The organism is Thalassobaculum sp., from assembly GCF_965223715.1.
GTDB lineage: Bacteria > Pseudomonadota > Alphaproteobacteria > Thalassobaculales > Thalassobaculaceae > Thalassobaculum.
This window is the reverse complement of the sequence record NZ_OZ245012.1, coordinates 2,985,276-3,004,236: the sequence shown is the minus strand read 5'-3', so window position 1 is coordinate 3,004,236 and position 18,961 is coordinate 2,985,276. Positions and strand designations below refer to the sequence as shown.

Here is an 18,961-nt window from a genome sequence, read left to right as displayed (position 1 = left end):
ACTACCCGCTTGCACGCGGGACATAGAGTGCTGGGCCGCGCTTTGCAACGCGCCGGTGGCATGCTACGTCCCCCGCGGGATTGAACAGAGAGGACGAGCCATGCCTTGGAGCGATCAAGGGGGACGCGGGCAGGGCCCATGGGGCGGCGGCGGTAATGGCGGAGGCAACGGCGGTGGCCGCGGCAATTCGCCCTGGGGCCGGCCTCGGGGAAGCGGTGGCGGCGGGGGCGGTCAGGGACCGAGCCCGAAGGATATCGAGGACATGCTGCGCCGCCAGCAGCAGCGATTCAAAGGCATGCTGCCGAGCGGCTTCGGCGGGCCGAAGCTGATCATTCTGGGTGTTCTCATTCTGCTGGGCCTCTGGGCCGCCAACGGCTTCTACCGGGTGCAGCCGAACCAGCAGGGCATCGAACTCGTGCTCGGCAAGTATGACGGCATACCGAAGGAGCCGGGCCTCCAGTGGAACTGGCCGGCGCCGATCGGCGAGGTGTTCCGCCCGGACGTGACGCGGGAAAACCGCATCGAGGTCGGCTTCCGCTCCGGTGCCGACTCCCGCTCCGGCAGCGGACGGGACGTGCCGGAAGAAAGCATGATGATCACCGGTGACGAGAACATCATCGACATCGACTTCGTCGTGTTCTGGATCATCCGCAGCCCCGGCGACTTCCTGTTCAACCTGCAGAATCCCGAGCAGACGGTGAAGGTCTCCGCCGAAGCGGTCATGCGCGACATCATCGGCAACACCCGGATCCAGGACGCGCTGACCGAACGCCGCGGCCAGATCCAGGTCGCGGCCCAGCAGCAGCTTCAGGCGCTGGTGGACGAGTACGGCGCCGGCATCGAGATCCGATCGGTCCAGCTCGACCAGGTCGACCCGCCGACGCAGGTCATCGACGCCTTCAACGAGGTGCAGCGTGCCCGTCAGGACCTCGAGCGCCTGAAGAACGAGGCCGAGGCCTATCGGAACGACGTCGTGCCGCGGGCCCGAGGCGAGGCCGCCCAGCTCATCGAAGGGGCCGACGCGTACCGCCAGGAGGTGGTCAACCGGGCCCAGGGTGACGCGAACCGCTTCAACTCGGTCTATGAGGCCTATGTCCAGGCCAAGGACGTCACCACCAAGCGGATCTATCTGGAGACGCTGGAGGACATCCTGGCGAACGTGAACAAGGTCATTATCGACGAGGAGTCCGGAGGCAGCGGCGTCGTGCCCTACCTGCCGCTTCCCGAGGTACAGAACCGTCTGAACAGGAACCGCTCGACGGGCGCGTCCAGCACCCAGCAGGGAGGCAACTGATGAACCGGACACTGGCTATCTTCGGCGTCATCGTCGTCATCATCGGCATCGTTCTTTCGCAGTCGTTCTTCATCGTGGACGAGACAGAACAGGCGCTAGTCGTCCGCTTCGGTCAGCCGGTCCGCGAGATCCGCGAGCCGGGGCTGAACTTCAAGATCCCGGTGGCGGAGAACACCATCTACTACGAGCGCCGCGCGCTCGACGTGGACCCGCCGCGCCAGCAGGTGATCCTGTCGGACCAGAAGCGTCTCGATGTGGACAGCTACGCCCGCTACAAGATCATCGATCCGCTGCAGTTCTTCCGGGCGGTCCGGACCGAGCGGGAAGCCTCCTCGCGGCTGTCGGTGGTCATCAACTCCTCACTGCGTCAGGTGCTCGGCAACAAGACCCTGATCGACGTCCTGTCGGAGCAGCGCGGGCAGATCATGACCGACATCCGGGCCGAGGTGAACGACAGCGCCAAGCGCTTCGGGATGGAACTGATCGAGGTGCGTATCCGCCGGGCCGACTATCCGGACGCCACCAAGCAGAACATCTTCGACCGCATGACCTCCGAGCGTGAGCGCGAAGCCCGCGAGTTCCGCGCCCAGGGTAACGAGCAGGCCCAGAAGATCCGGGCCGATGCCGACAAGCAGCGCACGGTCATCGTGGCCGAGGCGCAGAAGGAGGCGGAGACCCTGCGCGGTGAGGGCGACGGCCAGGCGATCAAGATCTACGCCGATGCCTTCGGCCGCGATCCGGAGTTCTTCTCCTTCTACCGCTCGATGCAGGCCTATCGGAAGATGGTCAACGAAGGCTCCGGCGACACCACCATGGTGCTCTCTCCGGACAGCGACTTCTTCCGGTACTTCAACTCGATCTCGGGCGGGGTCGCGAACCCGGGCCAGTAGGACCTGATCGACGGGCAGGGCGGCGAGCGGACGCGTGGACGATTTTCTCGCCGCCCTGGCCCTGGTCCTCGTCATCGAGGGCCTGCTCTATGCCGCCGTCCCCGACGCGATGCGCCGGGCCATGGCGGTCATTCTGACGCAGCCTGCAGCGACGATGCGCATCGCCGGCCTCGCGGCGGCGGTCGCCGGAATCGGGCTTTTATGGGCTGTGCGCGGCTGATCGCCGGAATGTGACTGTCGCCGCATTCAAGCCACACCATACCTATATGAATGTCTGCGAGTGAGACCGGGCGGCCGTTGACTGTCGTCTGTGACAGCCCACCTGTTGTGCGGTGGGGTGATAGTCGCGATGCTGTCTTCCGAAGCCGGTTCGAGAAGAGAGGGACAAGACAAGATATGGGCCTGAAGACCTCTGCCACCGCAGTGCGCATCATGGCGGTCGATAGGCGGGCGGAAGCCGCAGCCTCCCTGTACCGCCTGGCGATTGCGGGCGCTCTGGCGGCCATGCTGGCCTTCGGCATGGCGCTGTCCAACACGGCGCATGCGAAAGCGCCGCCCGAGAGTTTTGCCGACCTTGCGGAGCGGCTACTGCCGGCCGTGGTGAACATCGCCACGACCCAGACGGTCGATTCGTCGCGCATGCCCGACATGCCGCAGTTCCCGCCGGGCTCGCCCTTCGAAGAGTTCTTCAAGGACTTCTTCGAGCGCAACCAGGGCCAGCGTCCGCAGCGTCCGCGCTCGGCGCAGTCGCTCGGCTCGGGCTTCATCATCGATCCCAGCGGCATCGTGGTGACCAACAACCACGTCATCGCCGACGCCGACGAGATCAAGGTCCGCCTCCAGGACGACACCGAATACGAGGCGACCCTGATCGGCAAGGATCCGAAGACCGACGTGGCCGTGCTGTCCATAGATCCGGGCCAGCGCGAGCTGCCCTTCGTGGAGTTCGGCAATTCCGGCTCGCTGCGTGTCGGCGACTGGGTGGTCGCCATCGGTAATCCGTTCGGCCTTGGCGGCACCGTGACCGCCGGCATCGTCTCGGCCCGCGGCCGCGACATCGGCCAGGGCCCGTATGACGACTTCCTGCAGACCGACGCCTCGATCAACCGGGGCAACTCGGGCGGTCCGCTGTTCAACCTGGAAGGCCAGGTGGTCGGCATCAACACCGCGATCTTCTCGCAGACCGGCGGGTCCGTCGGCATCGGCTTCGCCATCGCCTCCGATCTGGCGAGCGGGGTGGTCGATCAACTGCGCGAGTTCGGCCGCACCCGTCGCGGCTGGCTCGGCGTGCGGATCCAGCAGGTCAGCCCGGACATCGCCGACAGCCTCGGCCTCGACACTGCGCGTGGCGCGCTGGTGGCCGACGTGACCCCGGACGGCCCGGCCGAAGCCGCCGGAATCCAGCCGGGCGACGTCATCACCGGCTTTAACGGCCAGCCGGTCGACGAGATGCGCACCCTGCCGCGCATCGTCGCCGAGACCCGGGTCGGCCGCGAGGTTCCGGTGGAGGTCTGGCGCGACGGTGCCTCGATGACCGTCACGGCCACGCTCGGCGAGCTGGAGCAGGCGGAAGAGGCGCGGATGCTGAACACCTCGGCCACGCCGGGCCCGACCGACGAAGGCCGCGTCGACTCTCTTGGCCTCGGTCTCGCCACGCTGACGCCCCAATTGCGTGAGCAGTATGGCATCACGGAAGAGGTCGAAGGCGTGGTCGTCACCGAGGTGGACGACACCGTCGATGCTGCCGACAAGGGCCTGCGTGAGGGCGACGTGATCGTCGAAGTCGCCCAGGACGAGGTCCGTTCGCTCGAGGATGTGCGCCGTCTCGTAGAAGATCATCGCACCAATGGGAAGAAAACCATCCTTCTGCTGGTCAATAGACAGGGGGAGCAGAGATTTATCCCGCTCCGGATCGACAAGGGCTGATCCCCCCGCCCCCCAGGCCCTTTTCGCGGAGTGAGGAGGCGGCGCCGGTTCCCAAGGGACCGGCGCCGTTCCTGTTTGTGGGGGTCACTGTTAAATTTTGCTCATCACTTGAAGAAAATCCCTCACTCATTGATGGGAATCGGGTAGGCTGGCGCCATGCGGTACAGCCTCCCTATCCTGATCCTCGTCAGCGCCGCCCTTCTGGGGGTGGGAACGCTGTACGGCATGCCGCACTGGGGCTTCTCGGACGGTCGTCTGAACGCCTCCAAGGCCCATGCCATGGCGACGCGCGGGGAGATCCGGATCCTGGATGTGCGGGCCGAGCGCGAGTGGCGCGAGACCGGCCTCGCCGAGGGCGCGGTCGGCGCCAGCATCCATAACCCGCAGGGCCGCGACGGCTTCATCGCCGCCGCCCTCGTCGCGGTGGACGGCGACCGCGACCGGCCGATCGCCACGATCGCCGAAACCGGGGTGCGCTCGACCAGGGCCCGGGCCTGGCTGGTCGCCGCCGGGTTCACCGAGGTCTACAACATCAAGGAAGGTATGTTCGGCCGCTACGACGAGACGGGCGTGGCGCCCGGCTGGCTGAACCGCGGCCTGCCGGTGGTGAGCTACCCGAACTGAGGCGGCTCAGGCGGCGGCCGGCGGCACCGCGAAGTCCTCAGCCTTGTATCCCTGGAGATAGAGCAGACCGCGAAGGTCCGCGTGTTCGATGCGGAAGCCGGCCGCATCGCGCACCGCCGGCTTTGCCTGGAAGGCCACGCCCATCCCCGCCGCGCCAAGCATGGCCAGATCGTTGGCGCCGTCGCCGACCGCGAGGGCGGCCTCCAGCGGCAGGTCCTGGGCGGCGCACAGCTCCTTCAGCGCGGCCAGCTTGGCGTCGCGGCCGAGGATCGGCTCACCGACCGTGCCGGCAAGCACCCCATCGGCCACATGCAGGGTGTTGGAGCGGTCCTCGTCGAAACCGATCCGCAGCCGGATCGCCCCGGTCATCGGCTTGAACCCGCCGGAGACCAGCGCGCAATAGGCGCCGGCCGCCTTCATGGTCGCCACCAGCACATCGGCGCCGGGCGTGAGCTGCAGCCCGTCGACCACGGTGTCTATGGTGGAGGCCGGCAGACCTTTCAGCATGCCGACCCGCTCCCGCAGCGCGCCCTCGAAATCCAGCTCGCCGCGCATCGCCCGGGCGGTGATCGCCGCGATCTGGTCGCGGATGCCGGCGTATTCGGCCAACTCGTCCAGGGACTCGCCGACGATGATGGTGCTGTCCATGTCGGCGATCAGCAGCCGCTTGCGCCGGCCCTTGGCCGGGCCGCCGTTCACGTCCACCGGGTGGTCGGCCAGCCCGTCGCGCAGCCGGGTCAGCACCTGCGCCGGATGCGGCGCATCGAATGGGATGTCGGCGGCTTCGCCCGGGGCCAGCCAGGACGGATCGCCGGCCGTGGCTCCGGCCTCCTGCAGAAGCCGGAGGGCGGTGCCGAGCGTGTCGGCGGTGAGCGCGCCGGGGGCGGCGCAGAGTGTCAGAACCTGTTGCATGCAGCGCACTTATCGCGTAGCGGCGAGCCATGTCCAGCGCCGCCATGCCTCCGACGCAGAATTCCGTGCTCGTCATCGCCGGGCCGACGGCCAGCGGCAAGACTGCGCTCGCCCTGGAACTGGCGGAGCGGCTCGGAGGCGTGGTCATCAATGCCGACAGCATGCAGGTCTATCGCGAACTGCGGATCCTGACCGACCGCCCGTCGCCGCAGGACGAGGCCCGGGTGCCGCACCGGCTGTTCGGCGTGCTGCCGGCCGCCGAGCGTGGATCCGCCGCCTGGTGGCGGGACGCGGCGTCGGCCGAGATCGATGCCGTGCTGGCGGCAGGGCAGGTGCCGATCCTGTGCGGCGGGACGGGTCTGTATCTCAATGCCCTGATGCAGGGGATCGCCGAGGTGCCGCCGGTCCCGTCGGCGGTGGTGGAGGCGGCGGTCGCCCGCTACCGCGCCCTTGGCGGTGGGGCGTTCAAAGAGGAGGTCCGCAGCCTCGACCCGGTCCTGGGCGAGCGGCTGGAGCCGGGGGATTCCCAGCGGCTGCAGCGGGCCTGGGCGGTGGCCACGGCGACCGGCCGCGCGCTGTCCGACTGGCAGGCCCAGCCTACCGGCGGACGCGACGATCTCTCCTTCTGCCGGGTGCTCCTGTTCCCGCCGCGCCCGGTTTCCGCCGAGGCGGTGGAGGTCCGATTCAGAAAAATGATCGACGAGGGCGCGGTGGACGAGGTGCGGCGGCTCGCCGCGCTCGGCCTCGACCGGTCGCTGCCGGCCATGCGGGCGATCGGGGTTCCGCAACTGGTTGATTACATTGACGGAAAAATCGAACTGGATGCGGCGGTGGAGGCGTCGGTGATCGCCACGCGGCAATATGCCAAGCGCCAGCGGACCTGGTTCCGTCATCAATTCCTGTCTGATATCCGAATGGATGCGCAATTTTCGAAAAGCAGCTTTGAGGAAATCTTTTCGGAAATTCGCTCGCGGCTGTTGACGCCCCCATCCTGAGCGACTAGGTTCCGGCCGGCCGGCGCGGGAGGTTTCCGCGCCGGTCGTGTCTTTATCAACCTTGATCCTCCCGGGAGCCCCAGGAAACGGGCCCCGACGGCGAGATCGCAACAGTGAAGGAGCGGAACGGTGGCTGAATCCCGCAAAACGTCCTCCCGTACCCCGTCGTCTCCCCAGGCGGCTAAACCCGAAATCATGTCGGGTGCCGCTGTTGTACTCCGCGCGCTCAAGGATCAGGGTGTAGAGGTCGTATTCGGGTACCCCGGCGGGGCGGTACTTCCGATCTACGACGAGATCTTCAAGCAGAATGCCATCCGGCACATCCTGGTGCGCCACGAGCAGGCTGCCGTGCACGCGGCCGAGGGCTATGCCCGCTCGACCGGCAAGGTCGGCTGCGTTCTGGTGACCTCGGGCCCGGGCGCCACCAATGCGGTGACCGGCCTGACCGACGCGCTGATGGACTCCATTCCGATCGTGTGCCTGACCGGCCAGGTGCCGACCCATCTGATCGGCAACGACGCCTTCCAGGAGGCCGACACCACCGGCATCACCCGGCCCTGCACCAAGCATAACTACCTGGTGAAGGATCCGGAGAAGCTGGCCGACGTCATGCACGAGGCGTTCTACGTCGCGCGCAGCGGCCGGCCGGGACCGGTGGTCATCGACCTGCCAAAGGACATCCAGTTCGCCGACTGCCCCTACACGAACGCCAAGGACAAGGAGCCGAAGAGCTACCGTCCGCAGGTGAAGGGCGACGACAGCGCCATCGAGAAGGCGGTGGAGCTGATCGCCAAGGCGAAGCGGCCGGTGTTCTACGGCGGCGGCGGCCTGATCAACGCCGGCCCGAAGGCCTCCAAGCTGTTCGGCGAGCTGGTGCGCAAGACCGGCTATCCGGCCACCCTGACCCTTATGGGCCTGGGCGCGTACCCGTCCTCGGACAAGCAGTTCCTGGGCATGCTCGGCATGCACGGCACCTACGAGGCCAACCTGGCGATGCATGACTGCGACGTCATGATCTGCATCGGCGCACGCTTCGACGACCGGGTGACCGGCACGATCTCCGGCTTCTCGCCGAACTCCAAGAAGATCCACGTCGATATCGACCCGTCCTCGATCAACAAGAACGTGGCGGTGGACATTCCCATCGTCGGCGATGCGGCGACGGTGCTGGAGCAGATGCTGGCCGTCTGGAAGGCCAAGTCCTACAAGCCAGACGCCAAGGCCCTGGGCTCCTGGTGGCGGCAGATCGACGGCTGGCGGGCGCGCAAGTGCCTAGCCTTCACCCCGGGCACCAAGGACATCAAGCCGCAGCAGGCGATCCAGCGGCTGTTCGAGAAGACCCGCGGCATGGACTGCTACATCACCACCGAGGTCGGCCAGCACCAGATGTGGGCCGCCCAGTATTTCGGCTTCGACGAGCCGAACCGCTGGATGACCTCGGGCGGGCTCGGCACCATGGGCTACGGCTTCCCGTCGGCCATGGGCGTGCAGATCGCCCATCCGGACGCGCTGGTCATCGACATCTCCGGCGAGGCCAGCTTCCTGATGAACATGCAGGAACTGTCGACCATGCGGCAGTACAACCTGCCGGTGAAGGCGTTCATCATCAATAACCAGTGGATGGGCATGGTCCGCCAGTGGCAGGAGCTGATCCACGGCAAGCGCTACTCGGAGAGCTATTCCGAGGCGCTGCCCGACTTCGTCAAGCTGGCGGAAGCCTTCGGCGGCGTCGGTCTCCGCGCGACCGAGGCGAGCCAACTCGACGACGTCATCGACGAGATGATCGCCTCGCCGCATCCGGTCCTCGCCGATATCTGCGTGACCAAGGATGAGAACTGCTTCCCGATGATCCCGTCGGGCCGGGCGCATAACGAGATGATCCTCAGCCCGAGCGACCAGGAGCAGCAGACCGTGACCGACAAGGGCATGGCCCTGGTATGACGGCAGCCGCGGCCGCCGGGTCTCTCCCGGCGGCCGTGTCGCCTGCCGCCTTTCGCCATTCCCTTTCCGGGCGCCGGCTCCGGCATGACCTCCCGAGTCCCCGCCCGCCTTTCGGAGACCCCACGTGACATCGACCGACCAACCGACCGAGCGGCATACCATCGCCGTGCTGGTGGCCAATGAGCCGGGTGTGCTCGCCCGCGTCATCGGCCTGTTTTCCGGCCGCGGCTATAACATCGAGAGCCTGACCGTATCCGAGGTGGACGAGGTCAACGCCCGTTCCCGGATCACCATCGTCACCTCCGGCACGCCGATGGTGATCGAGCAGATCAAGGCGCAGCTCGCCCGTCTCGTCCCGGTCTACGACGTGCACGACCTGACCATGGAAGGCCCCCATGTGGGCCGCGAGATGGCGCTGGTGAAGATCCGTAATTCGGGCGAGGCCCGGATCGAGGCCCTGCGCATCGCCAACACCTTCCGCGCCCGGGCCATCGACAGCACGCTCGAAAGCTTCGTGTTCGAGCTGACCGGCGATACCGGCAAGATCGACGCCTTCATCGACCTGATGATCTCGCTGGGGGAGGTCGAGGTCTCGCGCACCGGCGTCGTCGCCATCGCCCGGGGCGAACACGTCCACATGCCGCTCGTGCGCAAGGCCAAGCCGGCCCGGCGCAAGTCGAAGAAAGCGTCCGAGGACTGACCCGGAGACCACCAGCCATCTGGACTCGGCGACGGCCGCACGGCTAAACCGTCGCCGACACCATGGAAAACATCGAAAACCTGATCTGAGAACCGCAAGACCCGAAGGAGGGAGACCCCATGCGCGTGTACTACGACCGCGATGCCGACGTGAACCTGATCAAGACCAAGAAGGTCGTGATCGTCGGCTATGGCAGCCAGGGCCATGCCCATGCCAACAACCTGAAGGACAGCGGCGTCAAGGACGTGGTCGTCGCGCTGAAGGAAGGCTCGCGCTCCCGCGCGAAGGCCGAGGCCGCCGGCTTCAAGTGCATGACGCCGGCCGAGGCCGCCAAGTGGGGCGACGTCCTCATGATGCTGACCCCGGACGAGCTCCAGGGCGACATCTATAACGAAGACCTGAAGCCGAACATGCGCGCCGGGGCGGCCATCGCCTTCGCCCATGGCTTCAACGTCCACTTCAACTTCATCGAGCCGCGCGACGACATCGACGTGTTCATGATCGCGCCGAAGGGCCCGGGCCACACCGTGCGCTCCGAGTACCTGCGTGGGGGCGGCGTGCCGTGCCTGGTCGCCGTGGACCAGGACTCCTCGGGCAACGCCCTGGAAGTCGCGCTGTCCTACTCGTCCGCCATCGGCGGCGGCCGCGCCGGCACCATCGAGACCACCTTCAAGGAAGAGTGCGAGACCGACCTGTTCGGCGAGCAGGTCGTCCTGTGCGGTGGTCTGTGCGAGCTGATCAAGGCCGGCTACGAGACCCTCTGCGAGGCCGGCTACGCCCCGGAGATGGCCTATTTCGAGTGCCTGCACGAGGTGAAGCTGATCGTCGACCTCATCTACGAGGGCGGCATCGCCAACATGAACTACTCGATCTCCAACACGGCCGAGTACGGCGAGTACGTCTCCGGTCCGCGGATCGTCACCGACGAGACCAAGGCCGAGATGAAGCGCGTCCTGGCCGACATCCAGTCCGGCACCTTCGCCCGCAACTGGATGCTGGAGAACAAGGTCAACCAGTCCTCGTTCAAGGCCATGCGCCGTCGTGCCGCCGAGCACTCGATCGAGCAGGTCGGCGAGAAGCTGCGCGCCATGATGCCGTGGATCGCGGAGAACAAGCTGGTCGACCAGACCAAGAACTAACGAACATCCCGGCGGAATGCGGCTCCCGGGAGTCGCATTCCGCCCGCCTCGACATTGACGAGGCCACGCCGGGACGAGGCCACGCCGCCCGAGCGGCGGCGTCTCCTCGCGCTCCGGCTGCCTTGCGTGCAGCGGAAGCGTTCCGACCCGCGAATCAATCGTGAGCTCGACAGTGCCGCGATGAGGGCGGACGACCGGACGGCATCCCGGAACTCTGTCGACATCACGCGCCTTTGGGCACAGACGGCCTGCGCCGCCGCGGGTGCGGCAACGCGACCCTGACGATCCCATTGCACTCCCGCCGGCAATGGCCTAAACGACCTCGCAGCCGATCCGCCCGATTCGCGGGGGAATCTTTAACGAATCGCGGTGAAGAGCGCTTTGTAACTGTCTGCGAATCCTGATATTGTCGCAGGTGTAGCGTATCGGAGCAGCGCAAGGTGGTAGGGGCGGCGCAGCACGGCTGCTGGTAGAGCCAAAGCGTCGGCACGCTGAACACGAGCCGGGCCATCGTACCCGCTCAGATCCTGGGATCTGGGTCGGCGGCCCTGACGGGATTCGATCGGCCAGTCCCATGGGAGACATGGACCGGCCCGCAACATCGACGGGACTGAGAAACGATGTTCTTCGCCAATCTCCTCGGAATGCTGTCCGCCGATATGGCCATTGACCTCGGCACGGCCAATACCCTGGTCTATGTCAAGGGCCGCGGCATCGTCCTCAACGAGCCGTCGGTGGTCGCCATCGCCACGGTGCGGGGCAAGAAGCAGGTGCTGGCCGTCGGCGACGAGGCCAAGCAGATGCTCGGCCGAACGCCCGGCAACATCCAGGCCATCCGCCCTCTGCGCGACGGCGTCATCGCCGACTTCGAAGTCGCCGAGGAAATGATCAAGCACTTCATCCGCAAGGTGCATAACCGCCGGTCCTTCGCCAGCCCGCAGGTCATCGTCTGCGTGCCGTCGGGGTCGACCGCGGTGGAGCGGCGCGCCATTCAGGAGAGTGCCGAGAGCGCGGGTGCCCGCCGCGTCTTCCTCATCGAGGAGCCGATGGCCGCCGCGATAGGGGCCAATCTGCCGGTCACCGAACCGACCGGCTCCATGGTCGTCGATATCGGCGGCGGCACCACCGAGGTGGCCGTGCTGTCGCTCGGCGGCATCGTCTATTCGCGCTCGGTGCGCGTCGGCGGCGACAAGATGGATGAGGCGATCATCGCCTATATCCGCCGCAACCATAACCTCCTGGTCGGTGAGGGCAGTGCCGAGCGGATCAAGAAGGAGATCGGCTCCGCCTATCCGCCGGAGGACGGCACCGGCAAGGGCCTGCAGATCAAGGGCCGCGACCTGATGAACGGCGTGCCCAAGGAAATCATCATCGACCAGTCGCAGATCGCCGACAGCCTGGCCGAGCCGGTCAGCCAGATAGTCGAGGCGGTGAAGGTCGCCCTGGAGCAGACGCCGCCGGAACTGGCCGCCGACATCGTCGACAAGGGCATCGTCCTGACCGGCGGCGGGGCGCTGCTCGGCAATCTCGACTTCGTGCTGCGCCACGCCACCGGCCTGCCGGTGATGATCGCCGACGACCCGCTCTCCTGCGTGGCGCTCGGCACCGGCCGGTGCCTGGAAGAGATGAAGGTTCTGCGCAACGTGCTGATCGGCGCGTACTGACGTTCCTGCCGCACCGTCGCGTGCGATTTTCTGTCGACCCTTGAGGTGACCGGCGACTATGGCGAAGCGACCCGGATCGTTCAGCAGCGTGGCACAACCCGTGCGCTCACTGTGGAGCCGGTTCGCCTTCGCCACGCTGATCGCCGCCGCCTTCGCGCTCATGCTGCTGGGCAAGGCGGATGTGCTGCTGGTGGAGCGGGCGCGGATGGTCGTGCTCGACGCGCTGGCCCCGGTGATCGAGGTGGCGTCGCGCCCGGCCGAGGCGGTCACCGACCTGATGAACAACGTGCGCGACCTGCGCTACCTGCGGGCGGAGAACGCCCGGCTGGCCGTGGAGAACGACCGGCTGGACCGCTGGCAGCACGTCGCCCGCCGTCTTGAGGCGGAGAACCGGGCGCTGCGGGCGCTGACCAACTTCGTGCCGCCCAAGGAGATCGACTTCGTCAGCGCCCGGGTGATCGCCGATGGCGGCGGCGCCTTCGTGCGCAGCGTCATGATCACCGCCGGCCGCAAGGACGGACTCGCCCTCGGCAACGCCGCGGTCAGCGGCGAGGGTCTGGTGGGCGGCATCGTCGAGGTCGGCGAGGCCTATAGCCGGGTGCTCCTGATCACCGACCTGAACTCGCAGATCCCGATCGTGATCGAGCGGACCCGCGATCCGGGGGTGCTTGCCGGCGACAACACCCGCTCGCCCCGCATCGTCTATCTGCCGCAGAACGCCCAGGTCGTCCCCGGCGACCGGATCGTGACCTCCGGCCATGGCGGTGTGTTTCCGCCGGGGCTGGCTGTCGGCATGGTGACCACGATCACCGACAACTCAATCCGGGTCACGCCCTTCGTCGACTGGGAGCGGCTGGAGTATGTGCGCATCCTGAAGACCGGGTCCGACGGCGTCGTGCAACCGGAGAGCGCCCATCTGCCGCCCTTCTCCGTGATGGGACCGGAGACCGCGCCCCGCTCCGGCGGGACGAAGCCATGATGCGCCCGACCGCCACCCAACGCTTCGACCTTTGGATCCGGCAGTCGACACCGATGGTGCTCACCACCCTGCTGGCGGTGCTCTCGGTCATCACCGTCGGCATTCCCGGATACGCCTCGGTCGTGCCCGGCTACACCGCCATGGCGACCTTCTACTGGGCGGTGTTCAGGCCGGACCTCCAGCCGGCCTCGGCGCTGTTCCTGATCGGCGTGCTGCAGGACATCCTCACCGGCACCCCGCTCGGCCTGACGGCGGTCAGCCTGCTGCTGCTGCACGCCTTCGCCCTCTCCCAGCGCCGGGCGCTCATCACCAAGCCGTTCCTGCTGACCTGGGTCGGCTTCATGGTGATCCAGCTTCCGATCTCGATCCTGGCCTGGCTGATGATGTCGGTGCTGCAGTTCCGCCTGGTCGGGCCCGAGCCGGCGCTGTTCCAGTATCTCGTCACCGTGCTCGGTTTCCCGGTCGTGGCCTGGGTCTTCGTACGCCTCCACCGCTACGTGGTCCGGTAGCGCCATGCTGAAGGCAAGCGAACAGGACGTCCAAAAGGTCTTCACCCGCCGCGCCCTGGTGCTGGCCGGCGGCAAGCTCGCCCTGATCGGCGCGCTCGGCGCCCGGCTCTATTACTTGCAGGTGGTCGAGGCGGACCGCTACGAGCTGCTGTCTCGGGGCAACCAGTTCAACCTGGAGCTCCTGCCGCCGGTGCGCGGCCGCATCCTCGACCGCAACGGCGTGGCGCTGGCCGACAATCAGGACAATTTCCGCGTCGAGATCGTGCGCGAGCAGACCGACGACGTGGCCGCCACCCTGTCGGCCCTGCGTTCGATCATCGAGGTGCCGGACTGGGACGTGCGCCGGGTGCTGAAGGACGTGAAGCGCAAGCGCGCTTTCGTGCCGGTCACCGTGGTGGAGAACCTGACCCGCGAGGAGATCGCCCGGGTCGCGGTGAACGCGCCCTATCTGCCCGGTATCCGCATTGAGGTCGGCCGCTCCCGGCGCTATCCCTTCTCCGACACGGCCGTCCACATCACCGGCTATGTGGCGGCGGTCTCCGAGAGCGAGCTGACCGGCGACCCGGTGCTGGAACTGCCCGACTTCCGCATCGGCAAGAGCGGGATCGAGAAGCTGCACGACCTCGGCATGCGCGGCACCGCCGGCCGGCGTCAGGTCGAGGTCAACGCGCTCGGCCGGATCATCCGCAAGCTGCCGGGCGAGGACGGCGAGCCCGGCCGCGACGTCAAGCTGACCCTGGACATCAACCTGCAGCGCTACGCCACCGAACGTCTGGCCCGTGGCAACGCCGAGCGGCTGCCGATGGAGGACCCGCGCGCCCAGCTCGCCCTGGCCCAGGCGGAGCCGGCGATGCGCGACCTCTATGCCGACAAGCAGACGGTGCTGGTGAATGCCGACGGCAAGGTGATCGAGGCGGAGAGCGGCTCCGCGGTGGTGATGGACGTGCATACCGGCGAGCTGCGGGCGCTGGCCTCGGCGCCGGGCTACGACCCGAACCCGTTCAACCGCGGCCTGTCGGCCAAGGACTGGGAAGAGCTGCTGACCAACCCGCGGGGGCCGCTCAACAACAAGGCGGTGGCCGGCCAGTACCCGCCGGGCTCCACCTTCAAGATGCTGGTGATGCTGGCCGCGCTGGAATCCGGGCTGGCCGGACCGGACACCAAGTTCTATTGCCCGGGCCATCTGGAGCTGGGCGACACGCGTTTCCACTGCTGGTCGCGCCACGGCCATGGCTGGCTCGACATGAAGCAGTCCATCGCCCAGAGCTGCGACGTTTACTATTACGAGCTCGCCAAGCGGATCGGCATCGACCGGATCTCCGCCATCGCCAAGCGGTTCGGGCTGGGCGAGGCGACCGGCGTCGACCTGCCGGGCGAACGCCGCGGTCTGGTCCCGACCCGGGAATGGAAGCTGGCGACCACCGGCGTGCCCTGGCAGATGGGCGAGACGCTGGTGGCGGCGATCGGGCAGGGCTTCAACCTGACCACACCGCTGCAGCTCGCGCTGATGACGGCGCGGCTGGTGAACGGCGGCAAGGCGGTGGTGCCGCATCTGGAGATGCCGAGCGGTCCGCTCCCGCCTGTCGAGGACATGGCCGTCGACACCCGTCACCTGGAGGCCGTCCGGGTCGCCATGTCGGAGGTGGTCAACGGCGCGCGCGGGACGGCACGCAAGGTCCAGGGCGGCGAGGGCGACGTGAAGATCGGCGGCAAGACGGGCACCGCCCAGGTCCGGCGCATCACCATGGCCGACCGTGCCTCGGGCGCCTACAAGGAAGAGAAACCCTGGCGCTTCCGCGACCACGCCCTCTTCGTCGGCTTCGGCCCGGTCGAGGCGCCGCGCTATGCGGTGGCCGTGGTGGTCGAGCATGGCGGCGGTGGGTCGTCCATGGCCGCCCCGATCGGCGCCGACGTGCTGCGCGAGGCGCTGCGGATCGACCCGCCCGGGCCGACCGCGATGGACGAGAGCGTCAAGGACACGACCGAGAGTCAGGACGGCTGATGGCGATCTCCTTCCGATCCGACGGCCTGAACCCGCCCGAACTCACCATCGGCCAGAAGCTGGTGGCCGTGAACTGGCTGCTGGTGCTGCTGGTGGTCACGATCGCCGGTGTGGGCTGCCTGATGCTGTATTCCGCGGCGAACGGCTCCTGGTCGCCCTGGGCCTACCGCCATGTGCTGCGCTTCAGCATCGGCCTGTCGATCATGCTGACGATCGCCCTGATCGACATCCGGTTCTGGATGCGGACGGCCTATCTCGGCTACCTGGTGGCGCTTGTGCTCCTGGGGGCGGTGGAGTTCATGGGCGAGATCGGCATGGGCGCGCAGCGCTGGATCGATCTCGGCCTGTTCCAGCTCCAGCCATCTGAAGTCATGAAGATCTGCCTGGTGCTGGCCCTGGCGCGGTATTTCAACGGCCTGACCTACGAGGAAGTAGGCAACCCGCTGAACCTGATCATCCCGCTGCTGATGGTGGCCGTGCCGGCGATGCTGGTGCTGAAGCAGCCGGATCTGGGGACGGCGCTGATGATGATCGCGGGGGCGGGCGCGATCTTCTTCCTGGCCGGGGTGCGGATCTGGAAGTTCCTGGCGCTGATTGCCGCCGGTGTGGCGGCGGTACCGATCGTCTGGCAGTTCCTGCGCGAGTATCAGCAGAAGCGCATCCTGACCTTCCTCAACCCGGAAAGCGACCCGCTCGGCTCCGGCTACCACATCCTGCAGTCCAAGATCGCGCTCGGCTCCGGCGGCATCTTCGGCAAGGGCTTCCTGAAGGGCAGCCAGAGCCACCTGAACTTCCTGCCGGAAAAGCAGACCGACTTCATCTTCACCATGCTGGCCGAGGAGTTCGGCATGGTGGGGGCGTCTTGCCTGATCGGGCTCTACGTCCTGGTGCTGGCCTATGGCTTCGCCATCGCCATCCGCTCGCGCAGCCAGTTCGGCCGGCTGGTGGCGCTCGGCGTGACCACGACGCTGTTCCTCTATCTCTTCATCAACGTCGCCATGGTCATGGGGCTGATCCCCGTGGTCGGCGTGCCGCTGCCGATGATCAGCTATGGCGGAACGGCGATGCTGACGATGATGATCGGCCTCGGCCTGCTGATCGGGGTGTCGGTGCACCGCGACGTGCGCATCGCCCGGGCCGGCGTCGAGGAGGACTGAGACCGGCTCCGGCGGCCGTCACTGGGCGGCGAGGGCCGCGTTCAGGTCGGGATAGACCTTCAGGATCGTCAGGAAGCCGCTGATCTCGAACACCTCGCGGATCTCCGGGGACAGGGAGTGCATGGAGAAGCGCCCCTTGGCGGCACCCGTGCGCTTGGCGGCCATCAGCAGCACCCGCAGCCCGGCGCTGGAGATGTAGTCGACGCTGCCGAAATCGATCGTGAGCTTGGACTGACCAGCATCGATCCGCTCCAGCAGGACTTTCTCCAGGGCCGGAGCGCTGTTGCTGTCCAGCCGTCCCTTGGGGGTGACTTCCAGCAGGTCGCCATGGGTCGCGGTCTCGATCTGCATCTTTCCAGGTCCTTCCAGGTCGGTCGTCGGGGCAGAGTAACGGGTCAGGCCGCCGGCGTCATGCCGGGGCGCTCAGCGACAGCACCATGTCGAGGATGTTGCGGCCGCCGTCGCGGGTATAGCGCAGCTCGGCCATCGTGGCCTTGACGATATGCACTCCGAGGCCGCCGATGGGCCGATCCTCGACCTCGGCCTCGATATCCGGCACCGGCGCGTCCTCCAGTGGATTGAAGGCCCGGCCGCGGTCGGCGATGCGGATGGCGAGGCTGTCGCCCTGAAGGGTCAGGGCGATCTCGATGGCGTCGTCGCGGATGTCGTCGGCCTCGAAGCCGTACTTGATGACGTTGGAGACGATCTCCTCCACCGCCAGGTCCAGATGCATGGCACTGCGCATCGGCAGGTCGTTCTCCTCGGCGAAGCCGCCGAGTTCGGTGGCGATCCGGCCGAGCTCCTCCGGCCGGTTGGCGGCGGAGATCGTCAGGGTCTCATGCGCCATCGGTCAGGGTCTCGCGTCCGGTACGGAGGCGGCTGCCAGGCTGTCGAGGGTCTCATGCATGCGCAGCAGAAGGGGCTGGTCGTTTCGGGCGGTGTGCAACAGCTTGCCTCGCAGGTCTGAGACGTCGGCGACAATCTTGTTCGCCGCGTCCGCCAGGGTCTCGTCGTCCAGATGGTAATGGAGGATCCGGATCAGGCGGGTGATCTGGAGCAGCACCCGCAGGACGGAGAACCCGAATTCGGGAGCCGCCGTTCCGCGAGCGGCAGCCGTGTTCTTCAGCATTCTCACATAGGTCGGCGCCAACCGCATCAATCCAGACGCGAAATCGCGCACCACGTGTTCGCTCAGGGTTTCCACATGGGGGTGGGAATGCTCCCGCTCCTGCTCGACCACGTCGATCGTGCGCGAGATGACCGCCACCACATGCTCGACGGAGACCAGCATGGCGGCGATGTCGAAATGGACGAACATGTCGGCCGCGTCGCCGCCGCGGTCGATCACCCCCAGGGCCGAGAGCAGGGCGGTCTTGGCGTAATGGTCGCGCAGCCGGCGGAGTTCCGCCTGGGGCTTGGTCTGGTTCAGGCGGCCGGCCAGCCGGATCATCGCCTCGAGCTGCGCCAGGTCGGTCGCCGCGGCGCGGTAGTCCGGGGAGTCCTCCGGTCGCTGCAGGGATTTGAAACGGTCGACGCAGGCCTTGGCGTCGGCCGTCATCCTCGTGCAGAGGCGCACCGCCTGCGCACCGGCTTCGGTCCCGCTGCCGCTGGCGCGCTGCCATTCCGTGAGCGCGCTGAGCAGGGCGGCGGCCTCCAGCGGGGTCACGGCTTCCGGGGCGTCCTCGGCCTGCCAGCCTCGCGCGGCCGCCGCGTCGAACAGGCCGGCGAGGGCCGGCAGGACGGTGCCGGCGATCTGTTTCTGCAGCCGGGCGGCTCCGGCCTGGGCGGCGCGGCGCAGCTCCCCACCATCGGCCATGGCCCGCCGGTGGTCGTCGCCGAAGCGGGACAGGCAGGCGATGGCGTTGCGCAGGGTGGCCGTACTTGCCAACGGCGCGTCGAGGCTCCGCTCGGCCGCCCGCAGGCATGCATCGAACATGTTCGCGCTCAATCGGGGATGCGCCGCCATGTCCGGACCGAGGCCTCGTCGGTGTTGTTGTGGAGGCGGAAGGCTACTCTTCCTCGCCGATCAATCCAACTCCGGCGGAGGGGGCCGGGCGCTCCACCGGGGGCGGAAATATCAAGTTAGTCCGGAAGTTGCATTGTAATTGTTCAAAGATCCCTGTTTCCTCCGGGGCCGATTTCAGACATGTTATAACCTCTCTGTTCGCCTGTTCGCGACAGACTGATCGTGGCATGAAGACTTCGCACCGCTTTCCGATCCGGTTGCAC

18 protein-coding genes are annotated in these 18,961 nt (G+C 67.3%); 14 read left to right on the top strand and 4 right to left on the bottom strand.

The window, feature by feature from the left end; genetic code table 11:
- Positions 1-262 precede the first annotated feature (262 nt).
- The 5 genes from hflK (at position 263) to ACOQOP_RS13780 (ending at position 4,734) form a co-directional block, all read left to right on the top strand.
- Positions 263-1,294, top strand: coding sequence for an FtsH protease activity modulator HflK (hflK, locus tag ACOQOP_RS13800; RefSeq protein ID WP_420562380.1), 1,032 nt, complete (start codon positions 263-265; stop codon positions 1,292-1,294).
- The gene (hflC, locus tag ACOQOP_RS13795) at positions 1,294-2,184 is read left to right on the top strand and encodes a protease modulator HflC (protein WP_420562379.1); all 891 of its coding nucleotides are present in this window, start codon (positions 1,294-1,296) and stop codon (positions 2,182-2,184) included. Before hflK ends, hflC begins: the two co-directional genes overlap by 1 nt.
- 34 nt (positions 2,185-2,218) lie before the next feature.
- Entirely contained in the window at positions 2,219-2,404 is a 186-nt protein-coding gene (locus ACOQOP_RS13790) for a DUF2065 domain-containing protein (protein WP_420562378.1), read from the top strand.
- Between the two features lie 176 nt (positions 2,405-2,580).
- Complete coding sequence (locus ACOQOP_RS13785; RefSeq protein WP_420562377.1) at positions 2,581-4,110, top strand: DegQ family serine endoprotease; 1,530 nt, start codon at positions 2,581-2,583, stop codon at positions 4,108-4,110.
- A 156-nt stretch (positions 4,111-4,266) separates the two neighbouring features.
- A complete protein-coding gene (locus ACOQOP_RS13780) occupies positions 4,267-4,734 on the top strand; it encodes a rhodanese-like domain-containing protein (RefSeq protein WP_420562376.1) in 468 nt (155 codons plus the stop codon).
- 6 nt (positions 4,735-4,740) lie between these two features.
- On the opposite strand, the gene serB is transcribed toward ACOQOP_RS13780, so the two are convergent.
- Entirely contained in the window at positions 4,741-5,646 is a 906-nt protein-coding gene (gene serB, locus ACOQOP_RS13775; protein WP_420562375.1) for a phosphoserine phosphatase SerB, read from the bottom strand.
- Between the two features lie 29 nt (positions 5,647-5,675).
- On the opposite strand from serB, the gene miaA reads away from it, so the two are divergent.
- The 9 genes from miaA to rodA all read left to right on the top strand — a co-directional run bounded on the left by miaA (position 5,676) and on the right by rodA (position 16,732).
- Positions 5,676-6,641: a tRNA (adenosine(37)-N6)-dimethylallyltransferase MiaA gene (gene miaA / locus ACOQOP_RS13770; protein ID WP_420562374.1), complete on the top strand. Its 966-nt coding sequence runs from the start codon at positions 5,676-5,678 to the stop codon at positions 6,639-6,641.
- Between the two features lie 195 nt (positions 6,642-6,836).
- On the top strand, positions 6,837-8,582 hold the full coding sequence (locus ACOQOP_RS13765) for an acetolactate synthase 3 large subunit (protein ID WP_420562373.1): 1,746 nt from the start codon (positions 6,837-6,839) through the stop codon (positions 8,580-8,582).
- Between the two features lie 124 nt (positions 8,583-8,706).
- A complete protein-coding gene (ilvN, locus tag ACOQOP_RS13760; RefSeq protein WP_420562372.1) occupies positions 8,707-9,282 on the top strand; it encodes an acetolactate synthase small subunit in 576 nt (191 codons plus the stop codon).
- A gap of 119 nt (positions 9,283-9,401) precedes the next feature.
- Complete coding sequence (gene ilvC / locus ACOQOP_RS13755; RefSeq protein WP_420562371.1) at positions 9,402-10,421, top strand: ketol-acid reductoisomerase; 1,020 nt, start codon at positions 9,402-9,404, stop codon at positions 10,419-10,421.
- A 620-nt stretch (positions 10,422-11,041) separates the two neighbouring features.
- Positions 11,042-12,085 carry a rod shape-determining protein gene (locus ACOQOP_RS13750; protein WP_028795427.1) on the top strand — a complete coding sequence of 348 codons (1,044 nt, stop codon included), beginning with the start codon at positions 11,042-11,044 and terminating at the stop codon, positions 12,083-12,085.
- An 88-nt stretch (positions 12,086-12,173) separates the two neighbouring features.
- Positions 12,174-13,064, top strand: coding sequence for a rod shape-determining protein MreC (gene mreC, locus ACOQOP_RS13745; protein WP_420562370.1), 891 nt, complete (start codon positions 12,174-12,176; stop codon positions 13,062-13,064).
- Positions 13,061-13,573: a rod shape-determining protein MreD gene (gene mreD, locus ACOQOP_RS13740; RefSeq protein WP_420562369.1), complete on the top strand. Its 513-nt coding sequence runs from the start codon at positions 13,061-13,063 to the stop codon at positions 13,571-13,573. Before mreC ends, mreD begins: the two co-directional genes overlap by 4 nt.
- A gap of 4 nt (positions 13,574-13,577) precedes the next feature.
- Positions 13,578-15,575, top strand: coding sequence for a penicillin-binding protein 2 (mrdA, locus tag ACOQOP_RS13735; protein ID WP_420562368.1), 1,998 nt, complete (start codon positions 13,578-13,580; stop codon positions 15,573-15,575).
- A complete protein-coding gene (gene rodA / locus ACOQOP_RS13730; protein ID WP_420562367.1) occupies positions 15,575-16,732 on the top strand; it encodes a rod shape-determining protein RodA in 1,158 nt (385 codons plus the stop codon). The genes mrdA and rodA overlap by 1 nt, the downstream gene beginning before the upstream one ends.
- 18 nt (positions 16,733-16,750) lie before the next feature.
- Here rodA and ACOQOP_RS13725 read toward each other — a convergent pair whose 3' ends face one another.
- From ACOQOP_RS13725 to ACOQOP_RS13715, 3 genes are read right to left on the bottom strand one after another with little or no spacing between them, the layout of a single operon-like run.
- On the bottom strand, positions 16,751-17,083 hold the full coding sequence (locus tag ACOQOP_RS13725; protein WP_420562366.1) for an STAS domain-containing protein: 333 nt from the start codon (positions 17,081-17,083) through the stop codon (positions 16,751-16,753).
- Between the two features lie 58 nt (positions 17,084-17,141).
- Entirely contained in the window at positions 17,142-17,579 is a 438-nt protein-coding gene (locus ACOQOP_RS13720) for an ATP-binding protein (RefSeq protein ID WP_420562365.1), read from the bottom strand.
- Positions 17,580-17,582: 3 nt separating this feature from the next.
- Positions 17,583-18,668 carry a hypothetical protein gene (locus ACOQOP_RS13715; RefSeq protein WP_420562364.1) on the bottom strand — a complete coding sequence of 362 codons (1,086 nt, stop codon included), beginning with the start codon at positions 18,666-18,668 and terminating at the stop codon, positions 17,583-17,585.
- Between the last annotated feature and the right edge of the window lie 293 nt (positions 18,669-18,961).

Coding starts and splice junctions, on each gene's coding strand:
- hflK (WP_420562380.1), top strand. CDS start 263: ATGCTGCGCCGCCAGCAGCAGCGATTCAAAGGCATGCTGCCGAGCGGC.
- hflC (WP_420562379.1), top strand. CDS start 1,294: ATGAACCGGACACTGGCTATCTTCGGCGTCATCGTCGTCATCATCGGC.
- ACOQOP_RS13785 (WP_420562377.1), top strand. CDS start 2,581: ATGGGCCTGAAGACCTCTGCCACCGCAGTGCGCATCATGGCGGTCGAT.
- ACOQOP_RS13780 (WP_420562376.1), top strand. CDS start 4,267: ATGCGGTACAGCCTCCCTATCCTGATCCTCGTCAGCGCCGCCCTTCTG.
- serB (WP_420562375.1), bottom strand. CDS start 5,646: ATGCAACAGGTTCTGACACTCTGCGCCGCCCCCGGCGCGCTCACCGCC.
- miaA (WP_420562374.1), top strand. CDS start 5,676: ATGTCCAGCGCCGCCATGCCTCCGACGCAGAATTCCGTGCTCGTCATC.
- ACOQOP_RS13765 (WP_420562373.1), top strand. CDS start 6,837: ATGTCGGGTGCCGCTGTTGTACTCCGCGCGCTCAAGGATCAGGGTGTA.
- ilvC (WP_420562371.1), top strand. CDS start 9,402: ATGCGCGTGTACTACGACCGCGATGCCGACGTGAACCTGATCAAGACC.
- ACOQOP_RS13750 (WP_028795427.1), top strand. CDS start 11,042: ATGTTCTTCGCCAATCTCCTCGGAATGCTGTCCGCCGATATGGCCATT.
- mreD (WP_420562369.1), top strand. CDS start 13,061: ATGATGCGCCCGACCGCCACCCAACGCTTCGACCTTTGGATCCGGCAG.
- mrdA (WP_420562368.1), top strand. CDS start 13,578: ATGCTGAAGGCAAGCGAACAGGACGTCCAAAAGGTCTTCACCCGCCGC.
- rodA (WP_420562367.1), top strand. CDS start 15,575: ATGGCGATCTCCTTCCGATCCGACGGCCTGAACCCGCCCGAACTCACC.
- ACOQOP_RS13725 (WP_420562366.1), bottom strand. CDS start 17,083: ATGCAGATCGAGACCGCGACCCATGGCGACCTGCTGGAAGTCACCCCC.
- ACOQOP_RS13720 (WP_420562365.1), bottom strand. CDS start 17,579: ATGGCGCATGAGACCCTGACGATCTCCGCCGCCAACCGGCCGGAGGAG.
- ACOQOP_RS13715 (WP_420562364.1), bottom strand. CDS start 18,668: ATGTTCGATGCATGCCTGCGGGCGGCCGAGCGGAGCCTCGACGCGCCG.